Origin of the sequence: Aromatoleum toluvorans, from assembly GCF_012910905.1 — a bacterium.
GTDB lineage: Bacteria > Pseudomonadota > Gammaproteobacteria > Burkholderiales > Rhodocyclaceae > Aromatoleum > Aromatoleum toluvorans.
This window is the reverse complement of the sequence record NZ_WTVN01000016.1, coordinates 17,052-34,854: the sequence shown is the minus strand read 5'-3', so window position 1 is coordinate 34,854 and position 17,803 is coordinate 17,052. Positions and strand designations below refer to the sequence as shown.

Annotated in this window: 18 protein-coding genes; 4 read left to right on the top strand and 14 right to left on the bottom strand. The window is 67.2% G+C overall.

What is annotated here, in order from left to right:
- Positions 1–191: 191 nt before the first annotated feature.
- Genes GPA22_RS11740 through GPA22_RS11730 form a run of 3 tightly spaced genes read right to left on the bottom strand, consistent with a single transcriptional unit; the run spans position 192 to position 2,249 of the window.
- The gene (locus GPA22_RS11740; RefSeq protein WP_169256256.1) at positions 192–770 is read right to left on the bottom strand and encodes a YceI family protein; all 579 of its coding nucleotides are present in this window, start codon (positions 768–770) and stop codon (positions 192–194) included.
- A 26-nt stretch (positions 771–796) separates the two neighbouring features.
- Positions 797–1,339: a cytochrome b gene (locus tag GPA22_RS11735; RefSeq protein ID WP_169256255.1), complete on the bottom strand. Its 543-nt coding sequence runs from the start codon at positions 1,337–1,339 to the stop codon at positions 797–799.
- A 37-nt stretch (positions 1,340–1,376) separates the two neighbouring features.
- Entirely contained in the window at positions 1,377–2,249 is an 873-nt protein-coding gene (locus GPA22_RS11730; protein ID WP_169256254.1) for an SDR family oxidoreductase, read from the bottom strand.
- A gap of 110 nt (positions 2,250–2,359) precedes the next feature.
- Here GPA22_RS11730 and GPA22_RS11725 point away from each other — a divergent pair, with 110 nt between their 5' ends.
- Positions 2,360–3,256 carry a LysR family transcriptional regulator gene (locus GPA22_RS11725; protein WP_169256253.1) on the top strand — a complete coding sequence of 299 codons (897 nt, stop codon included), beginning with the start codon at positions 2,360–2,362 and terminating at the stop codon, positions 3,254–3,256.
- Between the two features lie 14 nt (positions 3,257–3,270).
- Here the strand turns inward: GPA22_RS11725 and GPA22_RS11720 are convergent, their stop codons facing one another.
- The 3 genes from GPA22_RS11720 to GPA22_RS11710 all read right to left on the bottom strand — a co-directional run bounded on the left by GPA22_RS11720 (position 3,271) and on the right by GPA22_RS11710 (position 5,081).
- The gene (locus GPA22_RS11720) at positions 3,271–3,984 is read right to left on the bottom strand and encodes an ABC transporter ATP-binding protein (RefSeq protein WP_169256252.1); all 714 of its coding nucleotides are present in this window, start codon (positions 3,982–3,984) and stop codon (positions 3,271–3,273) included.
- 5 nt (positions 3,985–3,989) lie between these two features.
- Positions 3,990–4,694, bottom strand: a complete 705-nt coding sequence (locus GPA22_RS11715) for an ABC transporter permease (protein WP_169256251.1) — start codon at positions 4,692–4,694, stop codon at positions 3,990–3,992.
- 78 nt (positions 4,695–4,772) lie between these two features.
- Entirely contained in the window at positions 4,773–5,081 is a 309-nt protein-coding gene (locus GPA22_RS11710) for a hypothetical protein (RefSeq protein WP_169256250.1), read from the bottom strand.
- Positions 5,082–5,569: 488 nt separating this feature from the next.
- Here GPA22_RS11710 and GPA22_RS11705 point away from each other — a divergent pair, with 488 nt between their 5' ends.
- On the top strand, positions 5,570–6,895 hold the full coding sequence (locus tag GPA22_RS11705) for a hypothetical protein (RefSeq protein ID WP_169256249.1): 1,326 nt from the start codon (positions 5,570–5,572) through the stop codon (positions 6,893–6,895).
- A 40-nt stretch (positions 6,896–6,935) separates the two neighbouring features.
- Here the strand turns inward: GPA22_RS11705 and thiS are convergent, their stop codons facing one another.
- The 5 genes from thiS to GPA22_RS11680 all read right to left on the bottom strand — a co-directional run bounded on the left by thiS (position 6,936) and on the right by GPA22_RS11680 (position 13,041).
- Positions 6,936–7,187: a sulfur carrier protein ThiS gene (gene thiS, locus GPA22_RS11700; protein ID WP_169256248.1), complete on the bottom strand. Its 252-nt coding sequence runs from the start codon at positions 7,185–7,187 to the stop codon at positions 6,936–6,938.
- 17 nt (positions 7,188–7,204) lie between these two features.
- Positions 7,205–8,476 carry an NAD(P)/FAD-dependent oxidoreductase gene (locus tag GPA22_RS11695; RefSeq protein WP_169256247.1) on the bottom strand — a complete coding sequence of 424 codons (1,272 nt, stop codon included), beginning with the start codon at positions 8,474–8,476 and terminating at the stop codon, positions 7,205–7,207.
- Positions 8,477–8,569: 93 nt separating this feature from the next.
- Positions 8,570–10,417, bottom strand: a complete 1,848-nt coding sequence (locus GPA22_RS11690) for an aldehyde ferredoxin oxidoreductase family protein (RefSeq protein WP_169256246.1) — start codon at positions 10,415–10,417, stop codon at positions 8,570–8,572.
- 15 nt (positions 10,418–10,432) lie between these two features.
- Positions 10,433–10,909, bottom strand: coding sequence for a 4Fe-4S dicluster domain-containing protein (locus GPA22_RS11685; RefSeq protein ID WP_169256245.1), 477 nt, complete (start codon positions 10,907–10,909; stop codon positions 10,433–10,435).
- A 98-nt stretch (positions 10,910–11,007) separates the two neighbouring features.
- Positions 11,008–13,041: a sigma-54-dependent Fis family transcriptional regulator gene (locus GPA22_RS11680; protein ID WP_169256244.1), complete on the bottom strand. Its 2,034-nt coding sequence runs from the start codon at positions 13,039–13,041 to the stop codon at positions 11,008–11,010.
- Between the two features lie 251 nt (positions 13,042–13,292).
- On the opposite strand from GPA22_RS11680, the gene pedF reads away from it, so the two are divergent.
- Together pedF and GPA22_RS11670 are read left to right on the top strand one after the other, a co-directional pair.
- Positions 13,293–13,754: a cytochrome c-550 PedF gene (pedF, locus tag GPA22_RS11675; protein WP_169256243.1), complete on the top strand. Its 462-nt coding sequence runs from the start codon at positions 13,293–13,295 to the stop codon at positions 13,752–13,754.
- A complete protein-coding gene (locus GPA22_RS11670) occupies positions 13,744–14,586 on the top strand; it encodes a transporter substrate-binding domain-containing protein (protein WP_169256242.1) in 843 nt (280 codons plus the stop codon). Before pedF ends, GPA22_RS11670 begins: the two co-directional genes overlap by 11 nt.
- 160 nt (positions 14,587–14,746) lie before the next feature.
- Here the strand turns inward: GPA22_RS11670 and GPA22_RS11665 are convergent, their stop codons facing one another.
- The 3 genes from GPA22_RS11665 to GPA22_RS11655 are packed head-to-tail and all read right to left on the bottom strand — an operon-like array spanning position 14,747 to position 17,751.
- Positions 14,747–15,559, bottom strand: a complete 813-nt coding sequence (locus GPA22_RS11665; RefSeq protein ID WP_169256241.1) for an ABC transporter permease — start codon at positions 15,557–15,559, stop codon at positions 14,747–14,749.
- Between the two features lie 16 nt (positions 15,560–15,575).
- Positions 15,576–16,763: an ABC transporter substrate-binding protein gene (locus tag GPA22_RS11660; protein WP_169256240.1), complete on the bottom strand. Its 1,188-nt coding sequence runs from the start codon at positions 16,761–16,763 to the stop codon at positions 15,576–15,578.
- Between the two features lie 10 nt (positions 16,764–16,773).
- A complete protein-coding gene (locus GPA22_RS11655; protein ID WP_169256239.1) occupies positions 16,774–17,751 on the bottom strand; it encodes a PQQ-dependent catabolism-associated beta-propeller protein in 978 nt (325 codons plus the stop codon).
- Positions 17,752–17,803 lie beyond the last annotated feature (52 nt).

Here is a 17,803-nt window from a genome sequence, read left to right as displayed (position 1 = left end):
GGCTGGCATCGCCGGGACGGATCCGGCCCGGTTTCGCTTCGGCGGATCAGAGGGGCCTCGATCCGCGAGGCGGGATTATCTGCCGGTGAAATTACCCGGCTGCACGGCGACGGCAGATAAAAAAACACCCCGGAGTCCGGGGTGGCAAGCGTGATCCCCAGGGGGAGGGATCAATGGAGACCCATTGCGGATTACTGCTTGACGGCTTCGACGTGGAAGCTGACCTTGACCTCGTCGGCAACGATCGAGGTGTCGGACCAGGTACCGTCGCCGATGGCAAACTCCAGGCGCTTGAGCGTGAAGGCGCCGTCGAACGTGGCGGTGTTGCCGTTCTGCTTGACGGTGACCGGCGTCGTTACGTCACGGGTCTTGCCCTTGATCGTGAGCTTGCCGGTCATTTCATAGCGATCGCCGCCGAGCGGCTTCACCGACGATGAGACGAAGGTCGCGGTCGGGAAGGCCTTGACGTCGAACCAGGGCTTGCCGACGACTTCCGTGTTCGCATCCGACGAGCCGGCATCGATGCTGGCGAGGTCGAGATCGAGACGAACCGTCGACTTCGCGGGAGCCGCCGGGTCGAACGCCAGATCGACCTTCGCCTTCTTGAAGTAGCCATTGACCGGCACATTCATCTGCTTGAAGACGAAGTCGATGCGGTTCTTCGCCGGCTGGACCTGATCGAAGACGCCGGCGGCCTGTGCCGCGTGGGCGCCGGCGAACGGCAGGGCGAGGGAGACCAGGGCGGCGGCCAGGATTCGATTGTGTTTCATGTGAGGCATTCCTTTGTTTGTCCGGTTCAGCGTTTGAGCAGGGGCACCATGCGTGCCAGTGTTTCGTCTCGGTCGATGATGTGGTGCTTGAGTGCGGCGGCGATATGAAGACCGACCAGAATCAGCAGGCCGGAGGTCAGGACTTCGTGGGTGGACTTGAGCAGGTTGCCGAGCGCTTCGTCCTTGCCCACGAGATCAGGCAGCGGGACGAGGCCCAGGTACACCACCGGGAAGCCTTTGGCGGAGCTCATCAGCCAGCCGGTGGCCGGCACGGCGACCATGAGAGCGTAGAGTGCAACGTGGGTGATAGAGGCGATGGTGCGCTGCCAACCGGGCATCGTAGTGACCGGCGCCGGCACGCGCCGGGTGAGGCGCACGATGACGCGGGGAATGAACAGCAGCAGCACGGTGAAGCCGATCCACTTGTGCCACGAGATCAGCTGCAGCTTGCGCGGCGACAGCGACAGGTCCGTCATGTAGTAGCCGAGCGGCAGCGCCACGAGCACCAGGATCGCGATCAGCCAGTGCACGGCGACTGCCGGCCGTGTGTAGTTCTCAGGAGTTGTCAACGAAATTCCCCTTGTTTAAGCGTATTCGTGCACATCATCACACGGCGCGGAAGAATTCAGCCAGCAGGCAGTCGATCGACTTGGGCGGATGGCCGACCAGCGCGGCGAAATCGTTGGTGGTGCGTGCAAGGCGATTCCCGGCGGCGGCCGTGAACATGTTCGCCATCGCACGGGCGATCCACGCGGGCATGCCGGCGCCTTCGAGCGCGCCGGCGTAGGCGTCCTCGCCGATCGGCTCGTAGCGCAGGGCCGCGCCGGTATCGGCGCCGACCCGTGCGGCGAGGTCGTGGTAGTCGTGGGCCGTCTGACCGGTCAATTCATAGACGTGCTTTTCGAGCCGCGGTGCGACGGTGGCGGCCGCGACCGCCTGGGCGAGCTCGTGACGCGACACGTAGCTGACCTTGCCCTCGCCCGCCGGCAGTTGCAGCACACCGCCCTGCAGCGCGCCGGCGAAGGTCATCGGCAGGAAATCGGCATACATGCCGTTGCGCAGGATCGTGTGGGCGACGCCGCAGGCCGCGAGCGCGGCCTCGCTGTCGGCGTGGACCTGCGCGAACTCCGAGGGCGAGGCGGCATCGGCGTCAAGGAAGCTGGTATAGAGGATGTGCTCGACGCCGGCAGCGCGGGCGGCCTCGATCGCGTTGCGGTGCTGGGCGATCCGCTGCGCCTTGGGGCCGTCGGTCGATACGATCACGAGACGCGACACGTCGGAGAATGCGCTGCGCAGGCTGTCGGGCTCATCGAAGTTGCCGCGCCGAACCTCGACGCCACGGGCCGCAAGAACCTGCGCGCGGCCCGGGTCGCGGACGCTGACCGCAAGCTTGCCGGCGCCTGCGTCCGGAAGCCGGAGCGCCAGTTGCTGCACGATCAGCTGGCCCAGATGGCCGGTCGCGCCGGTTACGAGGATCATTTTCTTTTCCTTGGCATTGCGTCATTGGGGTATGGGCGCACTTTAGGGGATTGATTAGTCCTAAAATAGCGGAACCGAGCAAACTCTTTGTTGCATCGAGGACAACAATAATGGACCGCCTGCAAGCCATGGAGGTGTTTGTGCGCGTCGCGGAAGCGGGAAGCTTCACCGCGGTTGCGGATCGGCTGAATGTCGCCCGTTCGGCGATCACGCGGCAGATTGCGGCCCTGGAGGCGCATCTGGGCACGAAACTGCTCGCGCGCAGCACGCGGCGGCTGAGCCTGACCTCGTCCGGCTCGGCCTACCTGGAAAAATGCCGCGAGATTCTGGCGATGGTCGAGGCCGCAGAGGGTGATCTGGCCGGCGAAAAGCAGGCGCCGCGCGGCCAGATCCGCGCCAGCGTGCCGATGAGTTTCGGCGTGCGCCACCTGATGCCGCTGGTCGCGGACTTCATCACGACCAACCCGGAAGTCAGCGTGGACGTCGAGTTCAGCGATCGCCGGGTGAATCTGATCGAGGAAGGCATGGATTTCGCCGTGCGGATCTCCGAGCATATCGATCCGTCACTGGTGATCCGGCGCCTGAGCCGCAGCGCGCTGGCCGTCGCGGCCTCGCCCGACTATCTGGACCGGCACGGCCGCCCGCAACATCCCGACGACCTGCTGCAGCACCACTGCCTGACCTACACGCTGGGGTCCAGCCTCGGCTGGGGCTTTCGGGTGGACGGCGAGCCTTACTCGGTGCCGATCAAGGGGCGGTTTCGCGCCAATAACGGCGACGCATTGCTCGATGCCGCGATCCGCGGCATGGGGATCGTGCGGGAGCCGACCTTCCTCACGTCGCAGGCGGTGCGCGCCGGCCTGCTGGAGGTGCTGCTGCCGGAATATTCGGCGACGGAGCTGCACATCTACGCGGTATTTCCCGGCACCCGCTACGTACCGCACCGGGTGCGCACGCTGGTCGACTATCTGGCCGAGCGGATCGGGCCGGTTCCGTACTGGGCCTGAGGGGTCGCCAGGCGTCAGAAATTCAGCCGCCAGGGCAGCTCGCCCTGGATGAACAGGCGGGCCTCGTCGGAAGCCGGACGGGCGAAAAAGCGTTGCACCGGGGCATGCTCGCGGACCCGCCCGGCGCTCATGAAGACGACGTCGTCGCCGAGGCGGGTCGCCTGGCCGAGATTGTGCGTGGTCATCAGGATGCGCGTGCCGTCGGTACGGATCTCGCGCACGATGCGTTCGACCTCGGCCGTGGCGGAGGGGTCGAGACTGGCGGTGGGTTCGTCGAGCAGCAGGAGGCGCGGGGCCGTGACCCAGGCGCGCGCGAGTGCGAGGCGCTGCTGTTCGCCGCCGGACAGCAGCCGCGCGCTGTCGGACGCGCGCGCGAGGAGGCCGACGCGATCGAGCACGCGTTCCGCGCGGCGGCGGCGCTCGACGCGCGGAACGCCATGCGGCTTCAGCGCAACGGCGACGTTTTCGAGCACCGAGGTGCGCAGCATCATCGGATGCTGGAAGACCATCATCACGCCCAGCTCGGGGCGCTTTCCTCCGCCCCAGTCGATCTTCCCCCCGGTCGGTTCGAGCAGGCCGCAGATCGTGCGCAGCAGCACGCTCTTGCCGGCGCCGTTGGGGCCCAGCACGAGCGTGATCCCCTCCCCGCCCAGTTCGAGGTCGATGCCATCCAGGACGGGACGCCCGTTGGGTTGGAAGCGGATGTCGCACAGGCGCAACGGGAACATCGCACTCACCCGTAGCGACGCATGGCCCACGCCCGCATGGCAAAGGCGAAGGCATTGAGGATGAGGATGACCACGACGAGCACGACGCCGAGCGCAATGGCGAGCGGCAGGTCGCCTTTGCTGGTTTCGAGCGCGATCGCCGTCGTCATGACGCGCGTCGCGTGGTCGATGTTGCCGCCGACGATCATCACGGCGCCCACTTCGCTCATCGCACGCCCGAGTCCGGCGAGGACGGCAACGACGAGGGAATGGCGGCAGTCGTACAACAACGTCGTGACGCTCTGCGACCATGAGAATCGCATCGCACGGAACTCTTCGGCATAGCGTTGCCAGGCATCCTCGATGATCTGGCGCGCGATGGCGGCCATCAGCGGAACGACCAGCAGGGTCTGTGCGGCGACCATCGCGGCGGGGGTGTAGAGCAGGCCCAGTTCGCCGAGCGGCCCCGAGCGCGACAGGATCAGATAGACGACCACGCCGACGACCACGGAAGGCGCGCCCATCAGGCCGTTGATGGTCACCAGCGCGGCGCTTCGGCCGGGGAAACGGCCGACCGCGAGACAGGCGCCCAGCGGAAGGCCGATGAGGGTACCCAGGATCACCGCCGAACCACTCACCCGCAGCGACAGGCTGACGATCTCTACCGCGCGGTGGTCGAAGGTCGCGAGTAGTGCGAAGGCATCGGCGAAGGTCGCGGCTAGTCCGTACATCGACGGGAGAATAGCGTAAGCGCCGCAGTTCGGCAGCCCTTCCCTGCACGCCGACGGCATTCCGGTCGCATCAGGATGTCAGCCGCCGCCACGTTGCATCGCGCGGTCGAGCGGAAGAAGAAGCGCCCGGCGGTCGGCTTCGCTGCCGCCGGAGAATTCGTAGCGAACCGAGAGCGTCGGCAGTTCGAGCAAGCCGATGCGCCGCACGCCCCCGGCGGCGACATGGATGTCGAGACGGGTTGCTCCGCCGCGCAGGCGGAAATGGCCCGGCGCGACGGTTTCGACCTCGACGGTTGAGGCCTTGCGCAGGTCACGCGCGAACTCCGCCGGGGAGGCCGTGACCTCGCGCTCGAAACATTCGGGGACGGGACCGCTGATGAACGCCATAGATCAAGGTCCGGTCAGGCGACCCGCCGGTTTCCCGGCAGCAAGGGCTGGCAAATCCACGTTCCGTTTACTCCTTCGATTCCGGCCGCCGCGACCGCCCGAGAAACTAGCATCGACATCGGGCGCTGGCAATGAGTACCCGCTCTCTACGCCGTCATGGGAGCGATGAGTCCCATCCGTCGCTCGCTCCCCGGTTCGCCCGCCCGGACCCATGCGGTGCGTGCTTTTGCCCAACATTTTGGGCAACTCCCCCAATGCGCTGTAAATGGAATCGAGTGAGGAATAATTAGCTACATATACTCAAATACTTATATATGGTAGAGCAATGGCTCGATTGTTGCCTCGACGATGACAGAAGTCCCAGCCCACATGCGAACCGGGCAAGGGAAGTCCCCCAACCCCAATGCCGCGCGATTCGGATGGCGCCGTCGAGTTGTTGACCTGACAGAGCGTTGCTGACCGACTCGCGTGGTGCCGCCGAGGGCAACATGGATTACGCAGCCTTGCTGACCGACGGAAACGCGATGGCCGGAGCGCTGCGTCAACAGCTGCTCGGCCCTGGGGAGACATCCTGGGAGATCGATCGTTGCCACGTGGTACAGACGCGGTGGCACCTTTCGGAGCGAACTCACGAGGAAGGTGCCGCGTGGCTCGACGTCTGTTACCGGCTCGACCTGCACCACGCACGGCGCGGCACCCGGCGTGCCGTGTGGCTCCACGCCAAGGCCTATTCCGGCGGGCGGAGCGTGGATGCATACCGGGCCGCACTGCCGGCGGCGTGCGTGATTCCCGATCTGGGCCGCCCGGTGATGCACGTGCCCGAACTGGACCTCGTCGTGTGGCCCTTGCCCAACGATCCGGTGATGGGGCAGCTACCCGCCCTGCTCGACCCCGTTGCGGTGCAGCCCCATCTCCCCCCTTCCGCAACGGGCTCCGAGCGGCAGGGAATCGGTGAAATCCGTATCGTGCGCTACGAACCGGAGGACCATTGTCTCGCGCGCATCGGGTTCCAGGACACGAGTCGTGAGAAGGCGATCTACGGCAAGAGCTACGCCGGCGAAAAGTGGCGCGATGCGCGCGACTGCATGCATTCGCTGTGGTGCACGGGCTGTATCGACCCGCGCGCGTTCGTCGTCGGCCGCCCGCTGGGGTCCTGCCCGGCGCTGAACGCGATCTGGCAGGAGGAGGTACGCGGCGAGGCCCTTGCGGACCGGCTGGTGGGGCCGTTCGCCGAAGCGACCCTGGATGCGGTCGCCGCAGCGCTGGCCGTGCTGCATGCCGGACCGCTGATCGCCCGCGAGACCCGCCCGATTGGCGAGACGGTCGCGCTCGCGCGCAGATGGTGCGCGACCCTGGCCCGGGCGGACACGGGCTTCGCCGCGGACCTGGACGCCGTGCTCTTCCACCTCGAGCGCGAGGCCGCCGCGCCGCGCCGGATGGCAACCGTGCATGGCGACTTCCATATCGACCAGATGCAGTGGTGGAACGGCCGCATCGCGCTGTTCGACTATGACAGCTTCACGATCGATTCGCCTGCGCGCGATGTCGCGGACCTGGTCGGCCGCCTGCTGTGCCGCGAGGACGGAGAGGCCCGCTGGCCGCTTGTCGCGTCACGTTTCGTGGAGCTCTACCGCCGGCATTGCGGCGGAAGACTCGCCGAGCGTGAGTTGGACTGGTACCTGCAACTGACGCTGCTGCGCGAGGCATACCGTTCGTTCGTGCGCCACCGCACCGGCTGGCAGGAAAGGGCACGCCGCGCGCTCGTCATGGCACGCGCAGGCATTGCGGCGCTGCCGCACCCGCGTTCGATCTGAAAACGACTGCGCAGGCAGGAACGGCGACGTCCCTGCCCGCTCAGCCACCCGCGATCGGCGGCCAGATGGCCAGTTCGTCGCCCTCCACGAGATGCCGGGAGGTGCGCTGCGCGGGCGGGACGAAGTGACCATTGACCAGCACGAGGTGCGCGCTGCGTTCGGGGACGTTGAAGCGCGCGATCAGTTCGGAGATGGTCGCGCCCTCGCCCACCTCCAGTTCGACGCGGTTGCCCTTGCGGTCGGACGGGAGGTAGTCGGTGAGCGAGGCGAAGAGCTTGAAGCCGATCTTCATTTCCGCGTGATCTTCCTTCAGCGCGCGAGCGCCATGGGTTGCTGCGAGCGTGCGACGTAGGCTTCGACGAACTGCAGCGGGTTCGCGAGCAGGCGGTCCTTCCACGCGCCGAGTTTCACCTGGCCGTGGATCAGGCCGCGCAGCGCGCCGACATGCTGCGTGAGGCCGATGGAAGTCGCGCCGATCATCACGTCGTCCTTGAACTGCAGGCTCAGGTAGCGGAAACGGTTCTCGTCGACATGCTCGACGCCCTTCCCCCCGGCATCGCTCCCCTCGCCCCACCACTGGCCGAAAGACGCCGAGATCAGGCCCAGCGTGTCGAGCACGTTGATCGCGAGCACGCCGTTGAGCTTGGTGTGGCGGCCCGCCATGTTGAGCGCGGCGACGCGCGCCTGGTCGGCGGCGTTGGGCTGGATTGCGGCAACGAGGTGCGCGCCGGTGAAGAGGTCGGGCGCCTCGGCGACGTCGCCGGCGGCGAAGATGCCCGGAACACTGGTTTCGAGCTTGTCGTCGACCAGCACGCCCTTGGCGACATGCACCGGGGTCGAGTCGAGGAAGGCGATGTTCGGCGCGACGCCGGCCGCAACGATCACGAGGTCGCAGGGCAGGACTTCGCCGGTCGACAGCGTGACGTCGACAACGCCGTCGGAACCGGCGCGGTCGATGCGCTGCACACCGGCGTTGGTGACGACGCGGATACCCTTGTTCTCGACCCAGCGCTTGATCATGCCGCCGGCCTGGGGCGTCATCATGCGCGGCACCATGCGGTCGCCCATCTCGACGACGGTGAGCTGCACGCCGCGCGCGGCCAGCGCCTGCATGATGATGCAGCCGATGAAGCCGGCGCCGAGTTGCAGCACGCGCGAGCCGGGACGGGCGAGACGGGCGATGGCGCGCGCATCATCTAGCGTCCAGCAGGTCTGCACTTCGGGCAGGTCGACGCCGGGGATGGGCGGGCGCACCGGATGCGAGCCGGTCGCGATCAGCAGGCGGTCGTAGTCCTCGAAGTGGCCGTCGTGGAACAGGATGCGGCGCTTGTCGGTGTCGAGCGACACGGCGCGCGCGCGCAGTTCGCCGATGTTGAGCCGGCGGAAATGGTCGGGTGCCTTGCGCAGCCAGGTGCCCGATTCGTCGATGTTCTCTTCCAGCAGGTAGGGAATGGCCATGCGCGAGTACGGCGGGGCGTTCTCGCTGCCGACCATCAGGATATCGTCGGCGGGGGCGGCGCGGCGCAGCGTTTCCGCCGCGACGACGCCGGCGGGTCCGTTGCCGAGTATCACGTGTTTCATCGGTTCGTCCTCGTTTGGGCGATCAGGCGCCCTTCCCGGCAGCGGGCCGCCGGGAAGGGATCACACGCTCGACAGGCGAGCGTCAGGCGATGCTCAGAGTCCGAGTCGCGCCAGGGTTTCCGAGGTCGGCACGCCGTCGGGCGTCCAGCCACGGACCTTGTAGTACTCGGGCAGCATCTTGTCGAGCTGGTTCACCAAGCCCTTGGCCGGGCCGGTCTTGGCCGGTTCGGTGGTCAGGCGCGGCGGCAGGTTGTCGTCCTTGGCGGTGAAACCGGCCGCGTTGTTGAACTGGCGCTCGAGGTTCCAGATGCGCTCGCCCACTTCGTTGAGCTTCTCCATCGTCCATTCGGGCCCGCACGCCGCCGCGAGCTGGGGCTGCACGTCCGCGAGCGTCCACGCGAAGGACGTGAACACGCAGATGCCGGCCGCGTCGAACACCGCGGTCGCGTCCTGGAAGGCCTTCACGAGTTCGGCCTTGCCGTCGGTGACGTGCGGGTCGGTCTTGACCGGGATGCCCAGCACTTCGGACGCGACGGTGTAGCCGCGCAGGTGGCAGGCGCCGCGGTTCGAGGTCGCGTAGGCGAGGCCCATGCCCTGGATGCCGCGCGAGTCGTAGGCCGGGAATTCCTGCTTCTTGACGCTCATCGACAGTTCCGGGTGGCCGTACTTCTCGCACAGGCGTGCCGACCCCATGCCGATCTCCTTGCCAAAGCCCTCACCGTTCGCGGCCATTTCGGCGAACTTCGCAAGCGCCGCAGCCGAGCCGAACGGACTCTCGATCCCGATCTGCTCCTTGGTCAGGATGCCCATCTCGTAGAGTTCCATCGCCGCGGCGACGGTGGCACCGAAGGTGATCGGGTCCATGCCCTGCTCGTTGCACAGCAGGTTGGCGTACTGCAGGGCTTCGAGGTCGCCGACGCCGTTCGCGGCTCCCAGCGCCCAGGCGGCTTCGTACTCCAGGCCGCCCGATGCGCCCCAGTACTGCGGGCTGTTCTTGACGGTGAAGTGATCCTTGTCGATCTGCGAGATGCGTCCGCACGCGATCGTGCAGCCGAAGCACGCGGCATTGGTGATGAGGTGCGTCTTGCCGTCGGTCGGGCGCTTCTCGTGCATCGCCTCCGCGGAGATCTTGGCGGCGTCCTCGAACTGCACGTCGCGGTGGTTGCGCGTGGGCAGCGCACCGATCTCGTTGATGACGTTCATCAGCACCTGGGTGCCGAACTTGGGCAGGCCCTGGCCGGTGACGGCGTTGTCGGCGAGCACCTTCTTCGCGTCCTGGGTCGCCTTGAGGAAGGCCGGGAAGTCCTTGACGCCCGACACGCCCTTGGTGCCGCGGATCGCAACCGCCTTGAGGTTTTTCGAGCCCATCACGGCGCCAACGCCCGAGCGCCCCGCGGCGCGGTGCAGGTCATTGATGACGACCGCGAACAGCACCTGATTCTCGCCCGCCTTGCCGATCGACGAGACGCGGATCAGCGGATCCTGGTGGTCGGCCTTGATCTGCTCCTCGGTGTGCCAGCAGCTGGTGCCCCACAGGTGGGAGGCGTCGCGGAGTTCCGCCTTGTCGTTCTCGATGAAGAGGTAGACGGGCTTCGGCGACTTGCCTTCGAAGATGATCATGTCCCAGCCGGCGAACTTCATCTCGGCGCCGAAGAAGCCGCCCGAGTTCGAGCACGCGATCGCGCCGGTGAGCGGACCCTTGCAGCTGACGGTGTAGCGCCCGCCGGTGGAGGCCATCGTGCCGGTGAGCGGACCGGTGGCCATGATCAGCTTGTTGTCGGGCGACAGCGGATCGACCTTGGGGTCGATCTCGGAGACGAGGTACTTCGCCGCGAGGCCGCGCGAGCCGAGGTATTCGTTGGCCCACTCCATGTTGAGCGGTTCTTCCTTGCACGTGCCCTGGGTGAGGTTCACGCGCAGGAGCTTGCGATTCCATGCCATGGTATTCCTCTCCTCTCAGGCCGCGGCGGCGGGGGTGTTGGCCTTGGCGGCCCAGGCCTGCATGCGGCCGAGCCCGGTCCAGTTGGCGTCGACGTAGGTGATCGCGCCGGTCGGGCAGGCTTTCGCGCACGCCGGATCGCCTTCGCACAGGTCGCATTTCTGGACCTTGCCGGTGGCCTGGTTGTAATTGACCGTGCCGAACGGGCAGGCGATCGTGCACACCTTGCAGCCGACGCAGGTGTCCTCGAACACCACCTTCGCGCCGGTCGTCAGGTCGAGCCGGATCGCATCGACCGGACAGGAGTGCATGCACCAGGCGTCGGTGCACTGGGTACAGGTGTAGGGCACCTTGCGCCCTTCGTGTTCGAAGTTGAAGACCTTGATCAGCGAGTTGCTGGGATTGATGACGCCGGTATGTTCGTACGAGCAGGCCATTTCGCACTGCAGGCAGCCGGTACACTTCGCGGGGTCAATGTAGAGCGATTTCCACATCGATGTTTTCCTCCGTCGGTTGATTCGCTACGGGACACAACAGACAACTTTAGGCAAATACCATGCCCCTGACAATGTCTAACGCATAAACAGGACGATTAACCCATCCGCCCGAGCTTGCGATAGAGAGTGTTCCGACTGACGCCGAGGCGACGCGCGGCAGCGGAGACGTTGCCACCCACTTCACGCATGACCGTCGCGATCGCGTCGAGTTCGATTTCGTCCAGGCTGCGCGCCCCGACCGCTGCCGCCGGGGCGGACGTCGCAATGGCAGCGACGGGCGCACCCGGCATCGACGCGGCCGGCGCAAAGGCTTCGCCGCCCTCCTCGCCATCGATGCCGAAGAGTTCCTCGGGCAGATGGATCGACGCGATCTCGTGTTCGTTGTCGTCGAGCAGCGCGACCGCGACACGGATGACGTTCTGGAGCTGGCGGACGTTGCCCGGCCACGGATAACGTTCGAAGAAGCCCATGACCTCTTCGCTGATGTCGATCGGCCCGCTGTGCCGGTCGGCCGATTCGAGCTCGAGCAGGTTCGCGACGATGCTGCGGATGTCGGTACGTTCGCGCAGCGGCGGCAGCGTAACGGTGAGGCTGTTGACGCGGTAGTAGAGATCCTCGCGGAACAGGCCCTGCTTCACCGCATCGCGCAGCACGCGGTGCGTCGCGCACACGAGCGAGATGTCGACCGGGATCGACTTCATCGAGCCGATCGGCGTGACGCTGCGTTCCTGCAGCACGCGCAGCAGGCGGGCCTGCATGCCGAGCGGCATATCGCCGATCTCGTCGAGGAACAGGGTGCCGCCGTGGGCCTGCTGCAGCTTGCCGACCGCGCCCTCGCGCCGCGCGCCGGTGAAGGCGCCGCCGACGTAGCCGAAGAGTTCCGATTCGATGAGGTTCTCGGGAATCGCCGCGCAGTTGAGCGCGACGAAGGGGCCGTCGCTGCGCACGCCGCTGTTGTGGAAGGCGCGTGCGAAGAGTTCCTTGCCGACGCCCGACTCGCCCTGGATCAGCAGCGGGATGTCCTTGCCCTGGACGCGGCGCGCGCGGTCGAGCGCGAGTTGCAGGCGCGCGTCGCCGGTCGCGAGGCAGTCGAGCGTGATGCGGTGCTTCGATCCATCGGCGGTTTTCGCCGTCGCCTTCGACGGTTGGGGTGCGGCCTCCTGCAACCTGGGCGCGGGGACTTCCGGGCGCGTGCGCCGGTGGCCGCGCACCTGGACGTAGACGGCTTCGCCGCGGCGCATTTCGAGCAGCAGCAGATCGTCGGGCGCGTTGGCGGCGCGGTCGAGCAACTGGCCGAAGCCGGCGCGGAAGAGCGTGCCGAAGGACGGCGCCTCGGCGAGCCCGGCGGAGAGTCCGAGCCATTCGCGTGCGACCGGATTGGCGCCGACGATCCGGCCGTCGGCATCCACCGCGAGCATCGCTTCCTGCAGGCTGCCCACGTACTCGGGCCGCGGATGAAAGGCGATGCGGACTTCCCGGGCGAACTCGGCCTCGAACAGGCGCTTTTCGAGCAGCTGCACCGACAGGCGCACGAGGCCCAGCGTATGGCGCTGGTTGCTGCGCGAGTCGCCCGAGATGTCGAGCACGCCCGCGACGTGTCCCTGCGCGTTGAACACCGGCGCGGCGCTGCAGGTCAAAAAGCCGTTGCGTTCCAGGTAGTGCTCGGCACCGTGGATCTCGACCGGGGCGCCTTCCAGGATCGCGGTGCCGATCGCGTTGGTGCCGCGGATCGTTTCATCCCACGACGCCCCCGGCTGAAGGGCGACGCGCTGCGCGCGGCCGACGAAATCCGGGTCGCCGAGGCAGTGCAGGATCATGCCGCCCGTGTCGGCCAGGATGACCATGCTGCCCGAGGCGCGGATCTGCTCGAACACGTGCTCCATGATCCCGCCCGCGTGCTCCAGCAGCCGCGCGCTGCGGTCGCGTGCGTCGGAGAGCTGGGAGCGGCCCGCGGGGTCGATCAGGTAGGCGTCGAGGTGGTCGAGCCCGCCCGTCCGGCAGCGCTGCCAGGAACGCAGCACAGGAGGGGCCAACCCGGCCTCCGGCGTTTGGCCAAGCTCGAAGAAAAATCGTCGCGCGTCCGAAATGGTGTTCTCGCGGCGATCCCGCAGTTGCGGCAATACAGCCATCTTCTCCTCCTCTCCTGCGCGTCACTTTTGGGACTATTTTTTTGTTTGTCCCTTGTGTCAGAAAGTAGCACCTGCACCAGGTCGAAGCAATCGATTCCCCGACCGGGCAACAACAGATGAGCAATTTTCCTGCCAACAGCTTTCAGGCGCCTTACCAAGGAAATACCGTGATTCCGCCCCGTTCGGCCAACGTGGCACAGGGCTTGCGAAGGACCGTGCAGATCCGGTTCCCCGGGCGTCGTCAATCAAAGATGAGGAATCACAAGGTGGACAAGCACAACGACAAGGAGACACTGACCCGCAAACTGCGCGCCGCGGCCCTCGCCGCCGGCCTCGCACTCGGAGCGGGACTGGCCCACGCACACGGCGATGTCACGCCGCAGGCGGTGGACATATCGACCCTGCCGAAGCTCGGCGACGAATGGCGCGACGTCAATCCGTACCGCGACAACAAGGAGGCGATCCGCATCGGCGATTCGGCCTTCAACCAGAACTGCGCGCGCTGCCACGGGCTGGGCGCCGTCTCGGGCGGCATCGCGCCGGACCTGCGCAAGCTCGACATCGCGCCGGAAACGGACGAGTATTTCCTGCAGCGCATCCGCCACGGCGTGAGCCGCAACGGCGCGGTATACATGCCGCCGTTCGAGGGCATGCTGCAACAGGAGGCGATGTGGGCCATCAAGGCCTGGCTGGAGACGGTACGTGAGAAATGATCGGCGTGGATTCCTGATCGCGGCGGGCGCCCTGTGTGCGGGGGCCCTGCTCCCGGCCTACGCGGCCGCGCAGCTCGAGGTGCAGCAGGCGGGCACGCTGCGGGTGGCCGTGTATGCGGATTACGCGCCCTTTTCGGCGCGCGGCAAGGGCATCGATGTCGCCCTCGCGCAGGCCCTCGCGGAGCGTCTGGGCCTGCGCGCCGAGATCGTCGAATTCCCGCCCGACGAGAACATGGCCGACGACCTGCGCAACATGGTGTGGAAGGGCCATTACCTCGGCCACCGCCCCGCCGACCTGATGCTGCACGTGCCGGTCGATGCGCAGTTCGCGGCGCAGAACGACAAGGTCGCGATCTTCGGCCCCTACCACCTCGAAACGATGGCGATCGCGCGCAATCCCGAGCGCGTGCCGCCGGTGTCGGGCTCGGCCGCGGTCGCGTTCGAGGCCTTCACGCGCGAGAAGATCGGCGTCGAACTGGACACGCACGCGAGCGACTTCATGCTGCACGTACTGAACGGCCGGCTGCGCGAGAACGTCGTGCATTTCCGCAGCATCGGTGAAGCGACCGCAGCCATGGTGAAGGGCGAGGTCAGCGCCGTGATGGCGCCGCGCAGCCAGCTCGAAGCGGCGCTCAAGGAACACCGGCAGTTCGAACTGAACACGCTCAACATGCCCGAAATGCGCGTGAAGGGCTGGCCGCTGGGCATGGCGGTGAAGGCCGACAGCAAGGAGCTCGCGTCGGCGCTGTCGGGCGCGCTCGCCGACCTGCAGCGCTCGGGCGAGCTCGACCGCATCTTTGCGACCCACGGGATCACGCACAACGTGCCCTGAAGCATCGACGGGCACCAACGGTGCCCGGGAAATTGCCGGATGCACGGTGCAACCCATGCAGGGGTTTGCCGAACATCCGGCTTCTTTTTGGCCGCAACTGTTCCGTTCTGGAACACCTGCTCCACGACGTTACAGCCGGATTGCAGACCGTTCAGGCCGCTCAGGCTGGTTTGCCGCCGGTTCGCCTCAGCATGCCGCGCTGCGGGTCGTAGCCGCGCACGGCGAGCGTGAAGAAGGCGACGAGGCAGCCCGCGACGATCGCGAGCGAGGTTGCGGCGAGCTGACCGTAGAGGGCGAAGCGGATTGCCTCGACGGCGTGCGTGAAAGGGTTCCACTGCGCGACCAGATGCACGACCGCCGCGCCCGATTCCTCCAGCTTCCACAGCGGATAGAGCGCGGGCGAGACGAAGAACATCGGGAAAATCACGAAGTTCATCGTGCCGGCGAAGTTCTCGAGCTGGCGCACCTGCACGGACAGCAGCAGCCCCAGCGCGCCCAGCATCATCCCCGACAGCACCACGACCGGCAGCGCGTAGAGCCAGCCGCTCCACGGCACCTCGACGCCGAAGAGCCACGCGATCACGAGGAAGACGTAGGCCTGCAGCACCGACAGCAGCGTGCCGGCGAGGAGCTTCGCGAACAGGAGGAAGCTGCGCGGCAGCGGCGCGGTCAGCAGGAGCCGCATCATGCCCATCTCGCGGTCGTACACCATCGCGAGCGAGGACTGCATGCCGTTGAAGAGCAGCACCATGCCGAGCAGCCCCGGCACGATGTAGACCTGGTACGGGATGTAGGTGTCGTAGGGCGGGATGATCGACACGCCGAAGACGTTCTGGAAGCCGGCGGCGAAGACGACCAGCCACAGCAACGGGCGCACCAGCGCGGAGGCGAAGCGCCCGCCCTGGCGCACGAACTTGGCGATTTCGCGGCCCGCGATCGCCTGCAGCGCGAGCCATGCGTGGGAGAGTCTCATGGGGCCGGTTTTCCGTTCAGAACGCGCAGCGGCTGTCGCGCTGGTCGAAGCCGAGGGTGTCCATGTTGTTGGTCGGGTGCAGGAAGCCCGCGATCGGGGCGCGCTCGATCACGGCATTGTGGGTCGCGAGCAGGAGGGGCTGGCGCAGCTGGTTGTCCCACGGGCGGAAGCCCAGGCGGTTGCCCTTGAAGCCGTCGATGGCGATCTCGTCGCCCTTGAGGTACTTCGCGACCGTGCCGAAGGGGGCGTTCTGCGTACGCACGACCGCCTCGACGACCGCCTTCACGGCCATCCAGGCAGCCCAGTCGGGATCGGCCATCTTGCGTCCGGCGTGCTTTTCGAGGCGGCTGTTGAGTTGTGGCGCACCGTGGCGCTCCCACGCCCACGACCACGCGGCGGCGGTGAGCCCTTCCGAGCCGACGACGGGGCGCGGGCGCACGGTGCGGTAGGGCACGCTCCGCGCGAACTCGCCGTCGCTGTCGGCGACGAAGACGACGTCGTGGTCGGCTCCGGCGGTGAGCAGCGCGACGTTGCCCTGGTCGCGCTGGCGCGGGTCGTTGCTGAGCACGAAGGGGCGGCGTTCGACGAGCTTGAGGCCGAATCGCTTGGCGGCGCGGTCGAAGGCGTCGGCGAGGAGCTTGTCCTCGGGGCGTGGGCCTTCGAGCATCAGCACGTTGCGCCATTTCTTCGACACGAGGTACTGCGCGAGCGCGTCCATGCGCATCGCGTCGTTCGGCAGCGTGTGCAGGAGGTTCGGCTGGCACTGCGCCTGGCGCAGCGCGTCGTCCGGCGCGGAGACGTTGAAGAGCAGGAGTTCCCTGCCCCGCACGGCCTTGGCGACGTCGGCGACGACCGCGCCGGGCGCGTCGATGAGGAAGTAGCGCACGCCCTCCTTGTTGAGCTTGTCGATCGACGCGACGAGCGCCTTGGCGTCGGCGCCCGCGACGCGTTCGAGCGCGAACTCGGCGCCGACCGCCTGGCCGACGAAGCGCGCCTCGCGCAGCGCCACTTCGGCGCCGGCGAAGGGGCGCCCCAGCGGCAGGGCGAGGCCGCGGAAGGCGAGGTGCGTCTCGTCGTAGCGCGCGTCGGCGTCGAGTTCGAGATGCGCGAAGCGCACCGTGGTCGCGGCCGACGCGCCGCCGGCGAGGCACAGTGTGGCGAGGAGCGCGGCGCCGCGCAGCAGTCGTGGTGTGATCCGGGACATGCGGCGGCCCTCAGTCGTCGATCACGACGGTATGCGGCACGCGCCCGACCGGCACCGAGCGCAGCACCTTGCGGGTCTTCGTGTCGACGATGGAGATGTCGTCGGAGAGGCCGTTGGCGACGAAGAGCAGGCTGCCGTCGCGATTGAGCGTCGCCCCCCAGGCGCGGTTGCCCACCAGCACGTAGTCCTGCACCTTGCGGCTGGCGACGTCGACCACGGCGATATGGTTCGCGCGCCCGAGCGTGACGTACACCGTCTTGCCGTCGGCGCTCATCGCGATGCCGACCGGGGTGACGTCGTCGGGGCGGAAGCCCTTGGGCGTGAAGCCGATCGTCGCCTTGATGGCGTTGGTTGCGCCATCGAGCACGGTGACCTTGCCGCCGAGCTCCGAGGTGACCCACACCTCGGCGCCGTCCGGCGTCATCGCGAAGCGGCGCGGGCGGTTGGCGACGACGACGTTGGCGAGGATCCTGTTCGTTGCGGCATCGATCACGTGCACCATGTTCGCGACCTCGGAGGTCGCATACACACGCTTGCCGTCGCGCGACAGGCGCACGCCTTCGGGCTCCTCGCCGACCTCGATGCGGGCGACGGGCTTCTTCGTCGCGACGTCGATCACCGTGACCTGCGCGCCCTCCTCGTTCGAGACATAGAGCCGCTTGCCGTCGGGCGAGAGGTCGAACATCTCGGGGTCTTCGCCGACCGGGATGCTGTGTGCGACCTTCAGCTGGCCGATGTCGATGACGTCGATGCGGTTGGCCTTGCTGGCGATCACGTAGAGCTGGCTGCGATCGGGCGACAGGCGCATGTCGCGCGGGCGCTTGCCGGTGGCGATGGTCTTCACGACCTGCCAGTTCTTGCTGTCGAGCACGGTCACGGCATTGTCGTTCTCGCTGCTGACGAACACGTAGCCGGTGTCCTTGGCGCCGGCCGCGCCTGCGGCCAGTGCGAGGATGCCGGCGGCGATGAATCCGATGGGGGGTTTCAAGCGGGTCTCCTTTCTGGTTCTTGTATTCTTGTGCGAGGGGGGCCGGGAGATC

Bases quoted from the DNA above. Each gene is read 5' to 3' on its own strand.
- GPA22_RS11665 (WP_169256241.1), bottom strand. From the start codon at position 15,559: ATGAGACTCTCCCACGCATGGCTCGCGCTGCAGGCGATCGCGGGCCGC.
- GPA22_RS11680 (WP_169256244.1), bottom strand. From the start codon at position 13,041: ATGGCTGTATTGCCGCAACTGCGGGATCGCCGCGAGAACACCATTTCG.
- thiS (WP_169256248.1), bottom strand. From the start codon at position 7,187: ATGAAGATCGGCTTCAAGCTCTTCGCCTCGCTCACCGACTACCTCCCG.
- GPA22_RS11705 (WP_169256249.1), top strand. From the start codon at position 5,570: ATGGATTACGCAGCCTTGCTGACCGACGGAAACGCGATGGCCGGAGCG.
- GPA22_RS11730 (WP_169256254.1), bottom strand. From the start codon at position 2,249: ATGATCCTCGTAACCGGCGCGACCGGCCATCTGGGCCAGCTGATCGTG.
- GPA22_RS11710 (WP_169256250.1), bottom strand. From the start codon at position 5,081: ATGGCGTTCATCAGCGGTCCCGTCCCCGAATGTTTCGAGCGCGAGGTC.
- GPA22_RS11720 (WP_169256252.1), bottom strand. From the start codon at position 3,984: ATGTTCCCGTTGCGCCTGTGCGACATCCGCTTCCAACCCAACGGGCGT.
- GPA22_RS11740 (WP_169256256.1), bottom strand. From the start codon at position 770: ATGAAACACAATCGAATCCTGGCCGCCGCCCTGGTCTCCCTCGCCCTG.
- GPA22_RS11715 (WP_169256251.1), bottom strand. From the start codon at position 4,694: ATGTACGGACTAGCCGCGACCTTCGCCGATGCCTTCGCACTACTCGCG.
- GPA22_RS11690 (WP_169256246.1), bottom strand. From the start codon at position 10,417: ATGGCATGGAATCGCAAGCTCCTGCGCGTGAACCTCACCCAGGGCACG.
- GPA22_RS11660 (WP_169256240.1), bottom strand. From the start codon at position 16,763: ATGTCCCGGATCACACCACGACTGCTGCGCGGCGCCGCGCTCCTCGCC.
- pedF (WP_169256243.1), top strand. From the start codon at position 13,293: ATGAGGAATCACAAGGTGGACAAGCACAACGACAAGGAGACACTGACC.
- GPA22_RS11695 (WP_169256247.1), bottom strand. From the start codon at position 8,476: ATGAAACACGTGATACTCGGCAACGGACCCGCCGGCGTCGTCGCGGCG.
- GPA22_RS11725 (WP_169256253.1), top strand. From the start codon at position 2,360: ATGGACCGCCTGCAAGCCATGGAGGTGTTTGTGCGCGTCGCGGAAGCG.
- GPA22_RS11685 (WP_169256245.1), bottom strand. From the start codon at position 10,909: ATGTGGAAATCGCTCTACATTGACCCCGCGAAGTGTACCGGCTGCCTG.